Origin of the sequence: Rathayibacter sp. RFBD1, assembly GCF_002932915.1 — a bacterium.
Taxonomy (GTDB): Bacteria; Actinomycetota; Actinomycetes; order Actinomycetales; family Microbacteriaceae; genus Rathayibacter.
In genome coordinates this window covers 73372-88389 of record NZ_PSWQ01000025.1, presented here as the reverse complement: position 1 = coordinate 88389, position 15018 = coordinate 73372, and the positions used below count along the sequence as shown (strand labels likewise).

The window sequence follows — 15018 nt, the reverse complement described above, 5'->3', positions numbered from 1 at the left end:
CCCGCCGGTAGGATCGGCCTCGTATGTCTGAGCTCACCCCGCCCCTGGAAAGCGCGCCGGACGCGCACCCGTTCACGACCGCGACCGGGAGCGACGTCCGCGTCCGCTTCTGCCCGTCGCCGACCGGGACCCCGCACGTCGGCCTCATCCGCACCGCCCTGTTCAACTGGGCGTACGCCCGCCACACCGGCGGCACGTTCGTCTTCCGCATCGAGGACACGGACGCCGCCCGCGACAGCGAGGAGAGCGTGGAGCAGATCCTCGACGCGCTGCGCTGGCTGAAGCTCGACTGGGACGAGGGCGTCGGAGTCGGCGGCCCGCACGGCCCGTACCGGCAGTCCGAGCGCACCGATGTCTACCTCGACGTGATCGCGCGCCTGACGGCCTCGGGGCACCTCTACGAGAGCTACTCCACGGCCGAGGAGATCGATGCGCGCAACGAGGCGGCCGGCCGCGCGAAGCAGCACGGGTACGACAACCACGACCGCGACCTCACCGAGGAGCAGCGCGCCGCCTTCCGCGCCGAGGGCCGCGCCCCGGCGCTGCGTCTGCGCGTGCCGGACGCCGACCTGTCCTTCGACGACCTGGTCCGCGGCCCGATCACGTTCCCCGCGGGCTCCTTCAGCGACTTCGTCGTGGTGCGCCCCAACGGCCAGCCGCTCTACACGCTGGTGAACCCGGTCGACGACGCGATCATGCAGATCACCCACGTGCTGCGCGGCGAGGACATCCTCCCCTCGACCGCCCGGCAGATCGCGCTGTACCACGCGCTGATCGACATCGGAGTGACGACCTTCGTCCCGCGCTTCGGGCACCTCCCCTACGTGATGGGCGACGGCAGCAAGAAGCTCTCCAAGCGCGACCCGTCCTCGAACCTCTTCCACCACCGCGACCGCGGCTTCATCCCGGAGGGCCTGGTCAACTACCTCGCCCTGCTCGGCTGGTCGCTCACGCACGACCGCGACGTCTTCTCGATCGACGAGATGGTCGCCGCCTTCGACGTCGCCGACGTGAACCCGAATCCGGCCCGCTTCGACCTCAAGAAGGCCGAGTCGATCAACGGCGACCACATCCGCCTCCTGGCCGTCGACGACTTCACCGAGCGGACGATCCCGTACCTCGTGGCGGCCGGAGTGCTCGCGGGCGAGCCGACCGCCGAGCAGCGCGCCGTGCTCGACGCCGCCGCGCCCCTCGTGCAGGAGCGGATCGGCCTGCTCGGGGAGGCCCCCGTCATGCTCGGGTTCCTCTTCACCGCGTCCGACGCGCTCGAGTACGACGAGGACGCGCTGAAGGGCCTGCCCGCGAACGCCGGCGAGGTGCTCGCCGCCTCGATCGGCGCCCTCGAGCTCGTCCCCGCGTCCGAGTGGCTGACGGCCTCGATCCAGGAGGCGCTCGCCTCCGCGCTGATCGAGGGCCTCGGCCTCAAGCCCCGCATCGCCTACGGACCGCTGCGCACCGCGGTCTCCGGACGCCGCGTCTCGCCGCCGCTGTTCGAATCGATGGAGATCCTCGGCAAGCAGGAGTCGATCGCCCGCCTCGACCGCCTGGGCGCTCACCTCGGCGCCTCCCGGCAGGCCTGACCGTGGCGGAGACGGTCGGCGGACGCTACGACGTCGTCGTGATCGGCGGGGGCCCCGCCGGGCTCTCCACCGCGCTCAACCTCGTCCGGGCGCGCCGGAGCGTGCTGCTGCTCGACAGCAACCGCCCGCGGAACGCCGCGACCCTGCACTCGCACGGGTTCCTCACCCGCGACGGCATCTCGCCGCTCGAGCTGCGCCGCCTCGGCCGCGAGGAGTTCGAGCGCTACGAGGCCGCCGAGGTGCACAACGCCCTCGTCACATCGGTCGAGCGCTCCGGCGGCGAGTTCGTGGTCGGCGCGCGCGGCGTGCGCGGCAGCGCGGACCGCTCCGTCGTCGCCACCGCCGTCGTGGTCGCCGCGGGGCTCCTCGAGACGCCGCCCGCGCTCCCGAGCCTGCGCGCCTACTACGGCACCGCCGTGCACAGCTGCATGGAGTGCGACGGCTACGAGAAGGCGGGGGAGGCGCTCGCCCTGATCGGCGAGACCGACGACCTCGCGGAGCGGGCCATGCTCCTCTCGCAGTGGTCGACCGACCTGATCGTCTTCACCAACGGCGTCGGGACGGTGAGCGACGCCGACGAGTCGCTGCTCGCCTCCATCGGCATCCGGGTCGACCGGCGCCCGGTCGCCGACCTCGCCGGGGAGCGCGCCGAGATGACCGGCGTCCGCCTCGTCGACGGCGACGTCGTGCCGCGCACCGGCGCGTTCGTCCGCCCAGTCTGGACGCCCGCGCTGGACTACCTGGACGCGGCCGGCCCCGACCGCGACGCCGACGGCTTCCTCCGCGTCGACGCCGGTGGCCGCACGTCCGTCCCCGGCCTCTACGCCGCCGGCGAAGTCACCCCTCCCGGCCCGCAGCAGCTGATCGTCGCCGCCGGATCGGGCGCCCAGGTCGCCTCCGCGATCAACCGCGACCTCGTCCGCGCCCGCCTCGGCGAGGCCGCCCCGGAGTCCGAGGGCAGCGTCGTCCGCGGCTCGATTTGAGCGGGATGCCCGCGTAGGGTACTGTCGTCTCTCGGCGCTCGGGTCTCGATCCGGTCGCCGCCTGGTCCCGGGATCACCTCCGGATGGCCATTGGGGTATGGTGTAATTGGCAACACGGCTGATTCTGGTTCAGTTGTTCTTGGTTCGAGTCCAGGTACCCCAGCACTGATCTCCTCCGTGGCACTCCGCGCGACGCCCTCGTTCGTGGCGTCCTCGTCCGGGCCCGCCCCCTCGCGAACCGCTCTCGGCGGCGTCCGCAGTATCCCCCCTCCGGCCGACGCGGCCGTCCGAGGCGCTGTGACACGATGGAACCTGTACGTCTCTCAGGTACCCGCGTCGCGCGGGTCGGACGAAAGGTCGCCCGCCCATGGAACCGGATCTCCTCTGGATCGTCCTCGCCGGAGTCGCCGTCGGCGCACTCCTGCTGGTCGCCCTCATCGGCTTCTTCCTCTTCCGCGCCTGGTACCAGGTGCCGCAGGCCGACGAGGCGATCGTGATCGTCGGGAAGAAGCAGAAGGGCGAGGACGGCCTCACCTCGAACATGACCGTCATCACCGGCGGCGGCGCGTTCGTGAACAAGCTGACCCAGCGGTCCGATCGCATCTCGCTGCGCTCCCGCCAGATCAAGATGGAGCCGGTCGCGCAGACCAAGAACGGCGTGACCATCCACCTCGCGGGCGTCGCCCTGGTCAAGATCGGGTCCACGGCCGACCAGGTCCGCGCCGCCGCCGAGCGCTTCGCGTCGCAGGACCAGTCCATCGACGTCTTCACGACCGAGCAGCTCGAGGGCGCCCTCCGCGGCGTCGTCGCGAAGCTCAGCGTCGAGGAGGTCATGCAGGACCGGCAGAAGCTGGGAGACGAGATCGCCGAGGGCATCAAGGGCGACCTGCTCGCCCAGGGCCTCGTGCTCGACTCCTTCGCGATCCAGGGCGTCACCGACCGCAACGGCTACATCGAGGCGCTCGGAGCGCAGGAGATCGAGCGCGTCCGCCGCGAGGCCGACGTCGCGCGGATCAACGCGGCCCGCGAGGTCAAGGCTCGCCAGCTGGCCACGGACGAGGCGAACCTGATCGAGCAGACCGCCTACGACAAGAACACCGCCGCCGCGAAGTCCGAGGTCGGCCGCGCCAACGCCGAGGCCGAGCAGGCCGAGAACCTGGCCCGCGCCGAGCGCGAGCAGGCCGTCCTCGTGCAGCGCGCCGAGAACCGGCAGGCCGAGCTCGACGCCGACGTCAAGCGCGTCGCGGACGCCGAGAAGTACCGCCGTCAGACCGAGGCCGACGCCGACGCCTACGGACGCGAGAAGAAGGCCGAGACGGACCGCCAGGTCGCGCAGCAGGTCTCGGACGCCGAGGCGTACGCCGTCCAGCGCCAGGCGGAGGCGCGCCAGGCGTCCGCCGCCGCCGAGGCCGCCGCCGTGAGCGCCCGCGCCGAGGCCGAGGCCCACGCACTGCGGGCCAAGGCGGGCGCCGAGGCCGAGGCGCTGCGCGCGAACGCGACCGCCGAGGCGGAGGCCATCCGCGCGAAGGGAGAGGCGAGCGCGGCGGCCATCGCGGCCGAGGCGGAGGCGCTCCGCGAGAACCAGGAGGCGATCCTGGGTCGCGAGCTCATCGGGCAGCTGCCCTCGCTCATGGCCGAGTTCGCGAAGGGCTACCAGAACGTCGGCTCGGTGACGCTGATCGGCGGCGACACCGCCGGCACCCACATCGCGCGCGAGCAGGCGGCGGGTCTCGCCGCGACGTTCGACAGCGTCAGGTCGGCGACCGGCGTCGACCTCGGCGCGATCCTCCAGGGCCAGGCCTTCGGCCGGGGGATGGCGACCGGCGGCACCGTCGTTCCGACCGGCGCGTCGGTGGCGACCGGATCGGGTGACGCCCCGCGTCCGTCCGGCACCGGCGACCCGACCGCCGTCGCCTCCACGAGCTGACCGCAGGGTCCCGCTGATTTCCGGCGGTTCCACCACCGCCGCCGTGCTCGTCGGTGGGCGCCCGTCGGCGTCCGCCCTCGAGCACGGCGTGCGGCGTTCTGCGCGACCGGGTCGTGCCCCTGCCCGGCGTCGAGCGGCCCCGCTCAGACCAGCGGCTTGCGCATCTACAGGGACGTCGTCTCGTAGCCGAGCGACTCGTACAGAGCCCGCGCGGCGGTGTTGAAGCCGAACACGTTCAGCGCGAGGGCGGAGCCGCCCTGGGAGCGGACGTGCGACTCCGCGAGCAGCATCGCCGCCCGGCCGAGGCCGCGGCCGCGCTCGGCGGCGTCGATCTGCACGTCCCGGACGTACCCGACGCCCTCGAGTCCGCTCGGGTGCGGGCCGAGCCAGAGCGACCCGACCGCGCGGCCGTCCTCTGAGACGAGGAGCACGTCGTGCCCGGCGGCGGGGGAGCCGCCCGGGAAGTACTTCTCGTACGAGGCGTCGGCGTTGCGGGTCGCGGCCGCCTCGTCGTCGCCCGCCCGCATCCGGTCCTCGATGTACGCCGAGCGCTGGACCCGCATCCAGGCGGCGAGAGCGGCGGCGGGCATCCGCGCGAGCGTGACGGTCATAGCCTCACGATCCCACTCCTCACCGCCCCCCGCGATCGATCCGCCGCGGACGGCCCGCAGGGGATCCGCGGACGGGCCGCTCGCGACGGATCGCCGCCGGCCCGGATCAGTCCGGGGTCCGCTCCGCGTGCTTCCGCTTCCCCAGGCGGGTGGCGAGGAACAGCAGCGTCCCCACGACCACGTAGCCCGCTGTCGCCAGCCAGACCACGCCCGTCTGCTGCGTCAGCAGCACCACGCTCGCGATGGTCGCGAGCACCGGCACCACCCGCGGCACGGAGTAGTGGGCGTGGTCGACGCGGTCCTTCTTCAGCACCAGCACCGACACGTTCGCCGCGATGAACACCAGCAGGAGCAGCAGCACCGTCGTCTCGGCGAGCGTGCCGACGTCGCCGATCAGGCTGAGCAGCATCGTCACTCCGCCGACGACCACGATCGACACCCACGGCGTGCGGCGGCCCGGGAGCACCTTGCCGAAGGCGCTCGGCAGCAGCCCGGAGGTGGCGAGCCCGAAGCCGACCCGCGACGCCATCACCATGAACAGCAGAGCGCCGTTCGCGATGGCGACGAGCGCGATCAGGCCGAACAGCCACGGCGGCACCGCCACTCCGCTCGCCGCGACCACGTCCAGCAGGGGACCGCTGGAGGCCGCGAGCTCGTCGTTCGGCAGCACGATCACGGCGCCGAGCGCGATCAGGAGGTAGACCACGGCGGCGGTGATCAGCGCACCGAAGAGGGCCCGCGGGTAGACCTTCGAGGGGTTCCGCACCTCCTCGGCCATGTTCGCCGCGGCCTCGAAGCCGAGGAACGAGAAGAAGGCGACGATCGAGGCGGCGAACGCCCCCTGCAGCGGAGCGACGTCGGGGTTGAACTCGAGCACGCGGGAGGCGTCGCCGTCGCCGGCGCCGAAGAAGACCGCGGCGCAGACGATGACGATGACCAGTCCGCTCACCTCGATCACCGAGGCGACCAGGTTCGCGGTCAGCGACTCCTTCACCCCGCGCAGGTTCACCAGGGTGAGGATCGCGATGAAGACGATCGCGGTCGGGATCGGCGGCACGTCCAGCAGAGCCCCGAGGTAGTCGCCCGCGAACGCGTTCGCCAGGGAGGCCGCCGTCGTGATGCCGGACGCCATCATCAGGAAGCCGATCAGGAACGAGAGGTACGGCTTCCCGAACGCGCGGTCCACGTAGCGCGCCGCCCCTCCGGCGTGCGGGTACTTGGTGATCAGCTCGGCGTACGTGCCCGCGGTGAGCAGGGCGACGACCAGCGCGATCAGCAGCGGCAGCCAGATCACGCCGCCCACGTCCTCCGCCATCGTGCCGACCAGGGTGTAGATGCCGGCTCCGAGCGTGTCGCCCACGATGAAGGCGAACAGCAGCGGTCCGGTGATCACCCGCTTGAGCGACGCCTTCCCGGGAGCGGTCTCGGCGGTGTCCGTCGTGTCGGTCATCCGGACACTCCACCGAAGCGAGGGGGCCGAGCGCAAGCCTCGCTGCCCGATCGCTGCGAGATTTCTCATCATCGCGGCCCGTGTGGCAGGGGCCCGGGCGGCGAGGCCTCCCACCGCGCGCTGATCCCGGGACTCGGGCGATCGGCCGCACCAGAGGGAGCGGACCCGGTGCGCACAGGGTGAACAGGGGGCGACCGCGCGTGCCGCCGTGCGCCCGCACTGGGTAGGCTGGAGCGCTTCGTCGTGAGTGGAGCGGTCGCGGAGGAATCATGGGCAAGAAGCGCAACCAGGGACGATCCGGAGGCGGTCAGGGCGGGTCCGGCGGTCAGGGCGGCGGCCGCACGGCCGAGACCGCGCTGATGGTGCGGTTCCGCAGCTGGTACCGCTCGCACCTCGCCGAGGTGGGCATGCAGCACGAGCACCTCGAGGCCGACGAGGCCGTCGAGGTGCTGACCGACCTCTTCGCGATGACCCGCGACCTGCGCCCGCGCGGCTCCTTCGCCCAGCCCGACGCCGAGCTGCTCGAGGCCGTCTTCGACCAGATCGAGGCCGACCTGTCGGGGGACGAGAGCGAGGCCGACCTCGACGACACCCTCTTCACCGTCGCCGAGGTCGTCGAGCACTTCCTCGACTTCCTCACCGACGAGGACCTCTGGACCGGCACCGACGAGGAGCTGGACGAGTGCCAGGCCGTCCTCGACGAGGTCCTCGACCTCGCCGGCTCCTTCGTCGAGGCCGTCCTCGACGACCTCGACGAGCTCGACGAGGTCCCGGCCGAGGAGCAGCTCTCCGCCGTCCGCGCCACCGCTCTGGTGCACGCGGCCGACGTCGTGGTCGAGCACCTCGCCGCCGACGACGGCGCGACCCTCACCGAGCGCGCCGCCCGCGAGATCGCGGTCGAGGCGGGCATCTCCTCCGCGGGATCCACCCCGAGCGACGACTCCGTCCGCATCCCGGTCTCGGCCTGGTGGGACGCGCTGGTCGGCTCCGCGGTGCTCGAGCAGGAGGGATCCGCCGCAGGTCTCGGCGAGGCCGCCGTGCTCTGGCGCAGCTCCGACGCGCACGAGGCCGCCGCCGAGCGCATCGCCTACGTCGCCCGCTTCCTCGAGCAGTGGATCCTCAGCGCCCAGACCGCGCTGGCGGCCGCCGACACCGAGGACGGCGCCTTCTCCCCGGAGGAGCGCGCGGTCACCACCACCGACGCCGTGCTGGTCCGCATCGCGGTAGCCTGCCGGGCCGAGATCCACCCGGGCCTGGTCGTCGGCGAGCTGGTCGACGAGCTGGCAGCCGACTCCGGAGTCTCGCTCGACGAGGCCCTCGACGAGCGCGAGCGCATGGTCGGCACGGCCGAGCGGATGCTCGACGACACCGCCGAGCTCGGGCTGCTGCTGCACTCGCCCGAGTTCGGCTACGCCGTGCCGGAGGGCCTGGCGCCCGTCCTCGCCTCCGTCGTCCGCGCGACGGTCGTCCTCCTCGGCGAGCGCGAGGCCACCCGCCTCGAGATCCTCGACGAGGCGACCCAGGACACGGCGACGGCCTACGCGCTCCACGTCGCCCTGCTCGGGACCAAGCCCGTCGTCTGGCGACGCCTCGAGCTCTCCTCCGAGTCGTCGCTGCGCGATCTGCACCTCGCGCTCCAGCTCTCGCTGGGCTGGACCGACGCACAGCCGCACTACTTCAGCGTGGGCGTGCCCGATGAGGAGCAGGCTCCGATCGGCTCGCCGTCCGACGCGGAGGAGTTCGGCGCCGACCTCGTGGACGAGGCGGGCGTCGCGCTCGCCGAGGTGCTCGAGCAGGAGCAGGACGAGCTCTTCTACGTCTACGACCTCGAGGACGAGTGGCGCCACGTGATCCGCCTGGAGTCGATCGCGCCGCTGTCGTCGGCTCTGCCGCGCTGCACGGGCGCGCGCGGCGCGGCTCCGCTCGACGTGCCGGGAGGCCCCGCGGCCTGGGCCGACACGGTGCGGGCGGCGACGGACCCGTCCTCGGCCGACCACGCGGAGGCGCTCGAGGCTCTCGGCCTCGCCGCCGGAGCATCGTTCGATCCGGCCGCGGTGGACGTCGACGGCATCAACCGCTCGCTCGGACTCCTGCGCTCCGCCGTCTGACGCCCCGCCGGAGGGCGTCATCGGAGGAGGCCCCCGCTCCCGCTCACCGCGGGCGGCGGGGGCCTCCTCCGGTGCGGGGCGTCACGGGGTGAGCAGCAGCTTGCCGATGTGGCCGGAGGAGAGCATCACGTCGTGCGCCCGCTCGGCCTCGGCGAGCGGGACCACCTCGTCCACCACCGGGCGCACCGTCCCGGCGGCGACCAGCGGCCAGACCTCTGCGCGCACCCGCGCGACGATCGCGCGCCGCTCCTCGAGGGGCCGGGCGCGGAGGGTCGTGGCGTGCACCGCCCCGCGCTTGCGCATCAGGACCCCGAGGTCGAGCGAGCCCAGCGCGCCGGACTGGTTGCCGATGAACACCACGCGCCCGCCCACGGCCAGCGCCTCCAGGTCGCGGGCCAGGTAGTCGCCGCCGACGGGGTCGAGGATCACGTCGACGCCGCGCCCGCCGGTCGCCTCGCGGATCCGCTCGACGAAGTCCTCCTCGCGGTAGTCGATCAGGACGTCGGCCCCGAGCGCGCGGCACGCCTCGAGCTTGCGGGGGCTGCCGGCCGTGACGGCGACGCGGGCGCCGAGGGCGGCGGCGACCTGGATGCCCGTGGTCCCGATCCCGCTCCCGCCTCCGTGGAGGAGGACGGTGTCGCCGGATCCGAGCCCGGCCACCATCACGAGGTTCGACCAGACGGTGGACGTCGTCTCCGGGAGGGCGGCGGCCGAGACGAGGCCGACGCCGTCCGGCACCGGCAGCACCAGGCCCGCGTCGACCGCGACGTACTCCGCGTAGCCGCCGCCGGAGAGCAGCGCGCAGACCTCGTCGCCCTCCGAGAACCCGGTCGCGTCCTCGCCGAGCGCGACGACCGTGCCGGACACCTCCATCCCGAGGATCTCGGAGGCGCCGGGCGGCGGCGGGTAGACCCCGCCGCGCTGGCCGAGGTCGGCGCGGTTGACGCCGGCGGCCGCCACGCGGACGAGGACCTCGCCGGGTCCGGGGGAGGGCGTCGGCACCTCCTCCAGCACGAGTCGGGAGTCGGGGCCGGGGTTCTCGATGCGGATCGCCTGCATGAGGGGGATGCTACGCCGCGGGCCTCGGCGCTCGCGGTGCTCCCGCCCGGCGCGAGGCCTGCTCAGCGCTGCTCCGCCAGGAACGCCAGCACCGCGTCCTTGAAGCCCCGCGCGGGCACGGTGCTGGTGTGGTCGCGGCCGGGGACGCTCACGAACCGCGCCCCCGCCTCCGCCGCCAGCAGCTCTCCGCCGGGAGCGATCGGATCCGCGCCGCCGGTCACGAGCAGCGTCGGCAGGCCGGGGTGCCGCCCGTGCTCCGGGTGCGCCCCGCCGCGGACGCCGTCGGCCACCGCCACCAGTGCCGCGAGGTCGTTGCCCTGCACGCCCTCCGCCATGCCGATGAAGGCGCGGGTGAAGCCGTCGTCGATCTCGCCGCCGGAGGCGACGCGGGCCCGGGCCGCCTCCGCGTCGAAGGAGCGGAGGGGCTCGCCCACCGTCAGCCCGCCGAGGCTCAGCGATGCGAGCCGCTCCGGGTGCTCGAGCCCCAGCACCCAGCTCATCCGGGCGCCGAGGGAGTAGCCGAGGACGTGGGGCGCGTCGAGGTCGTAGGAGTCGAGCACCCGCACCAGGTCGGCCACCATGGCGTCCACGCTGTAGGAGTCGGAGTGGTGCGGCTTCTCGCTCGCGCCGTGCCCGCGCTGGTCGAGCGCGACGACGCGGTACCCGGCCCGGTGCAGCGTCCGCAGCCAGCCCGACGTCTCCCAGTTGAGCACGGCGTGGGAGGCGAAGCCGTGCACGGCGAGGACGGTCGGGGCGCTCTCCTCGCCGACGGAGTAGGTGGCCAGCCGCACTCCGTCGTCGGCCACGACGTACACGGGCGGAGGGAAGGCGATCACTCCACCACCCTGCCCGCCGCCGCGGGGTCGAGGGGGCACCGCGCCGCGGACACGCCGGGCGGAGTCCCGGGAGCGGGGAGCCGTGCGGACCGGGGTGCCCCGACGGTCAGCGCGGCGGACGGGTGGAGCGGGCGAAGGGCACGGCGATCCAGAGGCGCACGGTGCGTCCCCGGCCGGACCGGATCCCGAGGACGACGCACAGCACGAGGTTGAGCACGGCCAGCGCGAGGATCGCCGAGATCGTCGCGAGCGGCCAGTCGGCGCCGAGCGAGTCGCGCACCGACACCAGCGCGAGGTGCAGCGGGACCAGCATCAGCTGGAGCGCGAGGTAGGTGAGCTGCCAGTTGACGGCGACCAGCCCGTTCCGGTCGCTGAGGGTGCCGATCCGCCGCCGCGACCCCCACACCATCACGGTCGCCGTGAGGGAGATCACGGGGGAGATCACCACGAAGCCGGCGAGCGCCGAGAGCCCGGCGAACCAGACGGCCCGGGCGCCCTTGCGGTCCCGGGTGCGGTGCCGCAGCTCGTCGTCGTCCATCGTCGCCGCCTCCTCGCGCCGGGACCAGTCTCGCACCCGCCCCCGCCTCGAGGCGGGGGATCGCCCCCGAGTTCCGGGGGTTCCCCGGATGGGGCGGGTCCGGGCGCGTCCGTAGCGTGGAGGCATCGCCGGAGCACACCGGCAGCACCGCCGGCCCGCCCGGCGGCACCGCATCCCGCCGGGCGACCGGCACCCGAGAAGGAGCACACCGTGACCACCGACGACCGCACCGCCCGCCTCTCCACCCCCGCCGACGAGCAGCCGACCGTGGACCTGGGCGCGACCGCCGTCCTCACCGAGGAGCGGCCGTCCGCCGGGGAGCGCCCCGCCGCCGAGGAGTCCGCCTCCTCGCAGCAGGCCCGCGCCCCCTACGGCACCCCCGCCGTCCCGCCCGCGGCGCTCGCCCCGGCGCCCTCGACCCCGTTCTCGCTCACCAGCCTGATCCTCGGCGTCACCTCCGTCTTCTTCGGACTGACCGTGATCGCTCCGGCCGCGGGCCTCGTCTTCGGCATCCTGGGCCTGCGGAGGGAGCCGACCGGCCGCACGCTCTCGATCTGGGGCATCGTGCTCAACTCCGTCATGCTCGGCCTCGTCCTGCTCTTCGCGATCGCCGTGCTCGTCGTGGTCGTGCTCGTGCCGCTCGCGGCCCTCGCGTCGGGCAGCGACTACCGCTGATCCGCCGCTTCCCGCGTCCCGCGCCTCCTGTCCGCTCCGGCGGCGGGAGGCGCGGTCGTTCCGCGCCCGTCGACCGGACGCTCCGCGCCCGCGTCCGCCGCCGCCCCGCGCCCCGGCGATAGGCTGGCCGCGCAGTTCGCGAGCCCCCTGCACCCTCCGGGGCCGCACGACGACAGCAACGGAGCTGGACGTGACCCTCGCACCGAGCACCCTCCCCGACCGCGACCCGGAAGGCAGAGCCCTGGACGACACCGAGACCCCCGCCACGCGCACCGAGAGCGACTCCCTCGGCTCGATGGAGATACCCGCCGAGGCCTACTGGGGCATCCACACGGCGCGGGCCCTCGACAACTTCCCGATCTCGAAGCGCCCCATCTCGATCTACCCCGATCTCGTCCGGTCCCTCGCCACGGTCAAGCTCGCGGCCGCCCGGGCGAACACCGAGCTCGGCAGTCTCGCCCCCGCCAAGGCCGAGCTGATCGAGGCCGCGTGCCGCCGCATCATCGACGGCGAGTTCCACGACCAGTTCGTGGTCGGGGTGATCCAGGGCGGCGCCGGCACCTCGACGAACATGAACGCGAACGAGGTCGTCGCCAACGTCGCACTCGAGATCGGCGGCTTCGAGCGGGGCGACTACGCCCACCTGCACCCGCTCGACGACGTCAACCGCAGCCAGTCCACCAACGACGTCTACCCGACCGCGATCAAGATCGCGATGACCTGGTCGCTGCGCCGCCTGCTCGACGAGCTGGCGCTGCTGCGCGAGTCGTTCTCCCGCAAGGCGGTCGAGTTCGGCAGCGTCCTGAAGGTCGGCCGCACGCAGCTGCAGGACGCGGTGCCGATGACGCTCGGCCAGGAGTTCCACGGCTTCGCGACGACCCTCGGCGAGGACCACGCCCGTCTCTCCGAGACCATCTGGCTGCTCGCCGAGGTCAACATCGGAGCCACCGCGATCGGCACCGGCATCACCGCCGATCCACGCTACGGCGCGGCCGCTGTCCGCCACCTCAACGAGATCACCGACCTCGACCTCGAGATGGCGCAGGACCTCGTCGAGGCGACGAGCGACACCGGCGTCTTCATGTCGTTCTCGAGCGCGCTCAAGCGCTCCGCGATCAAGCTGTCCAAGATCTGCAACGACCTGCGGCTCCTCTCCTCGGGCCCGCAGGCCGGCTTCGGCGAGATCAACCTGCCTCCGCGCCAGGCGGGATCGAGCATCATGCCCGGCAAGGTGAACCCGGTCATCCCCGAGGTGGTCAACCAGGTCGCCTACTCGGTGGCCGGGGCCGACGTCACGGTCACGATGGCGGCCGAGGCGGGTCAGCTCCAGCTCAACGCCTTCGAGCCGGTGATCGCGCACTCGCTGCTGCAGAGCATCACCTGGATGACGCAGGCCTGCAGGACGCTCCGCGAGAACTGCATCGACGGCATCACCGCGAACGTCGACCGGCTCGAGGCCATGGTCGCCTCCTCGGTCGGCGTCGTGACGGCGCTCACCCCGAGCATCGGCTACACCGCGTCCGCCGCCCTCGCGAAGGCCGCCCTCGCGACCGGCCGCAACATCGCCGACCTCGTGGTCGAGGCGGGGCTGATGTCCCGCGAGGAGGTCATGCGGCTGATCTCGCCGGCGCGGCTCTCGGGCATCGAGGCGATGACCGCGGCGCTCCCGATCATCGACCCCGCGCCGGAGGCGTGACCGCGGCCGCGAGGCGCGCCCCGGCGTAGCTGCGCCAGGGCGCCCAGCGGCGCCCGGCCTCGGCCAGCGCGCGCTCGCCCGCGGGCAGGCCGAGCGCCGCCGCGCCCCGCCGGAGCGCGGGATCCCCGGTGAGCAGGACGTCGGGATCTCCGGTCGCCCGCTGCGCCACCTCGGCCGCCGTGGCCGCGTCGATCCCGGGGACCGCCAGCAGCTGCTCGGCGAGCTCCTCCCGGTCGGCGTCGAGCCGCAGGGCTCCCTCGGCGAGCAGCGTGCAGGTCCGCACCAGCACGTCGGCGGATCCGCGGAGCACGTCGGCGGCGTGCTCGGCGATCACCGCGGGGGAGGGGAAGGCGCGTGCGATCGATCCGCTCGCCACGGACTCCGGGAGCGTCGCGCCGAGCGCTGCGACCAGCCGTGCGGCCTCCCGCCGGCCGAGCAGCGCGCGCACCAGCGTCTCGGCCGGATCGACGGAGCCGGGCACGCGGACACCGGGGCGGGCGGCGACGCTCGGAGCGAGTGCGGGATCGGCCGCGAGGGCCTCGTCCACGGCCCGGGCGTCCGCGTCCAGGTCGAGAACCCGCCTCACCCGGGCGACCAGCGGCCCGACGTCGGCGACGGAGACGAGCGTCGCGCTGCAGCGGACGCTCTCCCCGTCCGCCGCCAGCCGCACCAGTGCCGCGCCCCCGGGCAGGACGAGCGAGCGCGCGTAGCCGCCGGGGGACGCCTCCTCGATGCCCGGGAGCGCGGCGCCGCCGAGCACGTCGAGCACCCCGGGATCGAACGGAGCCCGCACTGCCAGCCGGAGCTCCAGCGTGGTCGCGCCGTCGTGGACGCTCGCCTCGGAGCGCGTGCCGCGGGCCGAGGCGCGCAGGGCCGTCGGGGTCCGCTCGTACACCTCCGCCAGGGTCGCGTTGAACTGCCGGATGCTCGTGAAGCCGGCGGCGAAGGCGACGTCGGACACGGGCAGGTCGGTGCTCGTGAGCAGGAGCCGGGCGGTCTGGGCGCGCTGGGCGCGCGCGAGCGCCAGCGGAGGCGCGCCCAGCTCCTCGCGCAGGATGCGGCCGAGGTGGCGCGCGCCGTAGCCGAGCCGGGCGGCCAGCCCCTCGACCCCCTCGCGGTCGACCACTCCGTCGGCGATCAAACGCATGGCGCGCGCCGCCGTGTCGTCGCGCAGGTTCCACTCGGGGGAGCCGGGGACGGCGTCCGGCAGGCAGCGCTTGCAGGCGCGGAGCCCCGCCTCGTGCGCGGCGGCGGCCGTCGGGTAGAAGCGCACGTTCGCGCGCCGCGGCGTGATGGCGGGGCAGCTCGGACGGCAGTAGATGCCGGTGGAGTGCACGCCGGTCAGGAACCGCCCGTCGAACCGGGAGTCGCGGGAGGCGACGGCGCGGTAGCGCTCCTCGAAGAGCGGATCGGAGTCGGGCACGCCTCGAGCCTCGCACGCGGCGACGTCGAGCAGGAGCGGGAATCGGACACGGGCGTCCGCACCCCGGCCCTCCTCCACGCGCTCGGCGCGTGTCAACCGCCGACAGCGCACCCCGCCCGTGCCCTACTGTCG

12 protein-coding genes and 1 tRNA gene are annotated in these 15018 nt (G+C 73.8%); 7 read left to right on the top strand and 6 right to left on the bottom strand.

From position 1 onward, the window contains the following. Positions 1-23: 23 nt before the first annotated feature. The 4 genes from gltX to C5D50_RS14340 all read left to right on the top strand — a co-directional run bounded on the left by gltX (position 24) and on the right by C5D50_RS14340 (position 4490). Complete coding sequence (gltX, locus tag C5D50_RS14355; RefSeq protein ID WP_104283810.1) at positions 24-1580, top strand: glutamate--tRNA ligase; 1557 nt, start codon at positions 24-26, stop codon at positions 1578-1580. 2 nt (positions 1581-1582) lie between these two features. Next, positions 1583-2563 carry an NAD(P)/FAD-dependent oxidoreductase gene (locus tag C5D50_RS14350; protein WP_104276156.1) on the top strand — a complete coding sequence of 327 codons (981 nt, stop codon included), beginning with the start codon at positions 1583-1585 and terminating at the stop codon, positions 2561-2563. 91 nt (positions 2564-2654) lie between these two features. Beyond that, positions 2655-2726, top strand: a tRNA-Gln gene (locus C5D50_RS14345). A gap of 204 nt (positions 2727-2930) precedes the next feature. Next, positions 2931-4490 (top strand): SPFH domain-containing protein, encoded by a 1560-nt coding sequence (locus tag C5D50_RS14340; protein ID WP_104283809.1) that lies wholly within the window; start codon positions 2931-2933, stop codon positions 4488-4490. A gap of 164 nt (positions 4491-4654) precedes the next feature. Here the strand turns inward: C5D50_RS14340 and C5D50_RS14335 are convergent, their stop codons facing one another. Both C5D50_RS14335 and C5D50_RS14330 read right to left on the bottom strand, forming a co-directional pair. Continuing rightward, complete coding sequence (locus C5D50_RS14335; protein WP_104283808.1) at positions 4655-5101, bottom strand: N-acetyltransferase; 447 nt, start codon at positions 5099-5101, stop codon at positions 4655-4657. 106 nt (positions 5102-5207) lie between these two features. After that, on the bottom strand, positions 5208-6551 hold the full coding sequence (locus C5D50_RS14330; RefSeq protein ID WP_104283807.1) for an APC family permease: 1344 nt from the start codon (positions 6549-6551) through the stop codon (positions 5208-5210). Positions 6552-6820: 269 nt separating this feature from the next. On the opposite strand from C5D50_RS14330, the gene C5D50_RS14325 reads away from it, so the two are divergent. Beyond that, the gene (locus C5D50_RS14325; protein ID WP_104283806.1) at positions 6821-8659 is read left to right on the top strand and encodes a plasmid pRiA4b ORF-3 family protein; all 1839 of its coding nucleotides are present in this window, start codon (positions 6821-6823) and stop codon (positions 8657-8659) included. 81 nt (positions 8660-8740) lie between these two features. Here C5D50_RS14325 and C5D50_RS14320 read toward each other — a convergent pair whose 3' ends face one another. The 3 genes from C5D50_RS14320 to C5D50_RS14310 form a co-directional block, all read right to left on the bottom strand. Next, the gene (locus tag C5D50_RS14320; RefSeq protein WP_104283805.1) at positions 8741-9718 is read right to left on the bottom strand and encodes an NAD(P)H-quinone oxidoreductase; all 978 of its coding nucleotides are present in this window, start codon (positions 9716-9718) and stop codon (positions 8741-8743) included. A 62-nt stretch (positions 9719-9780) separates the two neighbouring features. Then, positions 9781-10554 (bottom strand): alpha/beta fold hydrolase, encoded by a 774-nt coding sequence (locus C5D50_RS14315; RefSeq protein ID WP_181027173.1) that lies wholly within the window; start codon positions 10552-10554, stop codon positions 9781-9783. Positions 10555-10660: 106 nt separating this feature from the next. Next, positions 10661-11128, bottom strand: a complete 468-nt coding sequence (locus C5D50_RS14310; protein WP_181068014.1) for a DUF4870 domain-containing protein — start codon at positions 11126-11128, stop codon at positions 10661-10663. Between the two features lie 174 nt (positions 11129-11302). On the opposite strand from C5D50_RS14310, the gene C5D50_RS14305 reads away from it, so the two are divergent. Both C5D50_RS14305 and C5D50_RS14300 read left to right on the top strand, forming a co-directional pair. After that, positions 11303-11767: a DUF4190 domain-containing protein gene (locus C5D50_RS14305; RefSeq protein WP_104226275.1), complete on the top strand. Its 465-nt coding sequence runs from the start codon at positions 11303-11305 to the stop codon at positions 11765-11767. 241 nt (positions 11768-12008) lie between these two features. Further along, positions 12009-13463 (top strand): aspartate ammonia-lyase, encoded by a 1455-nt coding sequence (locus C5D50_RS14300; protein ID WP_258066843.1) that lies wholly within the window; start codon positions 12009-12011, stop codon positions 13461-13463. Here C5D50_RS14300 and C5D50_RS14295 read toward each other — a convergent pair. Then, a complete protein-coding gene (locus tag C5D50_RS14295; RefSeq protein ID WP_181137353.1) occupies positions 13438-14886 on the bottom strand; it encodes a DNA-3-methyladenine glycosylase 2 family protein in 1449 nt (482 codons plus the stop codon). The genes C5D50_RS14300 and C5D50_RS14295 overlap by 26 nt on opposite strands. Positions 14887-15018: the final 132 nt, after the last annotated feature.